The organism is Neisseria sp. HMSC03D10 (assembly GCF_001807625.1).
Taxonomy (GTDB): Bacteria; Pseudomonadota; Gammaproteobacteria; order Burkholderiales; family Neisseriaceae; genus Neisseria; species Neisseria mucosa.
The window spans coordinates 1-2492 of sequence record NZ_KV789614.1 but is presented as its reverse complement, the minus strand read 5'-3'; the positions used below and the strand labels follow the sequence as shown (position 1 = coordinate 2492).

The window sequence follows — 2492 nt, the reverse complement described above, 5'->3', positions numbered from 1 at the left end:
CCCGACGGGGTGAAAAATACAGTTGCTACACAATCACTCGGTTTTATACGATAATCGACACCGTTTTCATCAAAGTTCCCATCTTTCAGACGACCCCGACAACAGGAGAAAATCATGTCCAAAACCATCATCCACACTGACAAAGCCCCTGCCGCCATCGGCGCATACAGCCAAGCCGTACGCGCGGGCGACACCGTTTACATGAGCGGTCAAATCCCCCTCGATCCCGCCACCATGACCGTTGTCGGCAACGGCGACTTCCGCACCGAAGCCCGCCAAGTCTTTAAAAACCTGCAAGCCGTTGCCGAAGCCGCGGGCGGCACGCTGGGCGACATCGTCAAACTCAACGCCTACCTGACCGACCTCGCCAACTTCGCCGTCTTCAACGAAGTCATGGCAGAATTCATCCAAGAACCCTTCCCCGCCCGCGCCGCCGTCGGTGTCGCCTCCCTGCCCAAAGGCGTGCAGGTCGAAGCCGAAGCCGTGCTGGTACTGAACGCATAAGACACGCAACCCGTTTTCAGACGACCTCCCACAAGCCAAAGGTCGTCTGAAACACCACACACTATCGGACAATAACAACAATGGCACACTACGCAATCGGCGATATTCAAGGCTGCTTCGACGAACTCACCCTTTTGCTCGACAAAATCAACTTCAACCACGGTACAGACACCCTCTGGCTCGTCGGCGACATCGTCAACCGCGGCCCCAAATCCCTCGAAGTCCTCCAATTCTGCATGGAACACGAAAGCAGCGTCCGCATGGTTCTCGGCAACCATGACCTGCACCTGCTCGCCGTCGGCTACGGCGAAGGCACCGTCAAGCGCAGCGACACCATCACCCCCATCCTCCAACATCCCGACAGCAAAAAAATGCTCGAATGGCTGCGCTTCCAGCCCCTGCTGATTAAAGGCGTGCGCCATGTTATGGTTCACGCCGGCATCCTGCCCCAGTGGACCATCGCCCGCGCCGAACTGCTTGCCAGCGAAACCGAAGCCGAACTGCGCGGCAAAAAATACAAAAAGTTTTTCTCCAAAATGTACGGCAACAAACCCGCCGAATGGCGCGACGATCTGACCGGCTACGACCGCCTGCGCATGATTCTCAACGTCTTCACCCGAATGCGCGCGCTGACGCTGAAAAACGAACTCGATTACGACTACAAATCCACCCTCAAAAAAATGCCCCCGAACCTGCGCCCTTGGTTCAAAGCCCCCGACAGGCAAAACCTCAGCCACACCATCGTCTTCGGACACTGGTCTTCGCTGGGCTTTATGAACACCGACAACATCCTCTCCCTCGACACCGGCGCGCTTTGGGGTGGTGAACTGACCGCCATCAACCTTGCCGACCACAGCATCACCCAAGTCCCCTCCCTTGGTGGTTTGGACTGGAAAACGGCTTTGAAATGAGCCATGAAAACCAGAAAAGTATAAGTTTTTAGGTCGTCTGAAAATTGATTTCGGTTTGACAATAATGTGGTTTCAGACAATCTTTATATCGTTAATTCACTGAAAAATTAAAAGGAAAATGAAATGATAAACTGGGAAAATCCGCTCATCGCCCCCTATCGGCAGCAGCTTTTGTCTACTGAAAAACCCGTTGTCCGCATCAAGCTGTCACCTGCAAACAAAAGCAGCCTGCGCCGCTGGGACAGCAAAGTCGGAGGCGCTCCCTATTTGCCGCTCGGTGCCGAATATCCACACACGGCAAATGGTGATCCGCTCACGCTGTTGGCACAAATCAACTTCGCCCAAACACCACCGCTGGAGAATTTTCCCCGACAAGGTCTGTTGCAGTTTTTCATCCACAGTGACGATTTATACGGCTGCGATCTGGATAATTTGCTCAACAATGACGGCTTCCGCGTAATTTATCATGCCGACGTAGTGGAAGACGACAGCCTCCAGCAATCGGATTATCCGCATTACTACGGCGAAGAATTCGGCCTGCCGCATAATCCCGAACAGTCCTTTGCCATGTCGTTCGAACAGGGAACGCAGCTTGTCAGTTGCAGCGACTACCGCTTCGCACAAATTTTGGAAAGGTATGAAGGCGGTAAGAACGAAAATTTCTGGCAGATTCACAGCAATGAAGATTTGGAATATGAAGTCATGGAAAGCTTCAGTGGTGGCCACCAGATAGGCGGTTACCCTGATTTCACCCAAAATGACCCACGCGAAGAGCACGATGAATTGAAAGACTATATCCTGCTGTTCCAACTGCAAAGTGAATGGGAGGACGGGATAGAAATCATATGGGGAGACCTGGGTGTGGGCGGTTTCTTCATTCACCCCGACGATTTAGCCAAACTAGATTTTTCCAAAGTAGCATATAGCTGGGATTGTAGCTAGTTACCCGCTATCTCAAGCTGCGTAGGGATGAATTGTACGAACCGGATAAGTTCGATTAATAAATCCCCCCTACCATCAAGGTCATCTGAAAAACAGTTTTCGCAAATGAACTGCACCCCAAAAGTTGGACATCCC

The 2492-nt window shown here is 52.3% G+C and carries 3 protein-coding genes; all 3 read left to right on the top strand.

All coding sequences use genetic code 11. From position 1 onward, the window contains the following. Positions 1–114: 114 nt before the first annotated feature. Positions 115–504, top strand: a complete 390-nt coding sequence (locus tag HMPREF3066_RS11710) for a RidA family protein (protein ID WP_003766974.1) — start codon at positions 115–117, stop codon at positions 502–504. A gap of 80 nt (positions 505–584) precedes the next feature. Then, a complete protein-coding gene (locus HMPREF3066_RS11705) occupies positions 585–1415 on the top strand; it encodes a symmetrical bis(5'-nucleosyl)-tetraphosphatase (protein ID WP_003756961.1) in 831 nt (276 codons plus the stop codon). 123 nt (positions 1416–1538) lie between these two features. Then, entirely contained in the window at positions 1539–2357 is an 819-nt protein-coding gene (locus HMPREF3066_RS11700; protein WP_003766930.1) for a YwqG family protein, read from the top strand. Positions 2358–2492 lie beyond the last annotated feature (135 nt).

What these genes read in the sequence shown, in the direction of transcription:
- HMPREF3066_RS11705 (WP_003756961.1), top strand. Translation starts at nt 585, where the DNA reads ATGGCACACTACGCAATCGGCGATATTCAAGGCTGCTTCGACGAACTC.
- HMPREF3066_RS11710 (WP_003766974.1), top strand. Translation starts at nt 115, where the DNA reads ATGTCCAAAACCATCATCCACACTGACAAAGCCCCTGCCGCCATCGGC.
- HMPREF3066_RS11700 (WP_003766930.1), top strand. Translation starts at nt 1,539, where the DNA reads ATGATAAACTGGGAAAATCCGCTCATCGCCCCCTATCGGCAGCAGCTT.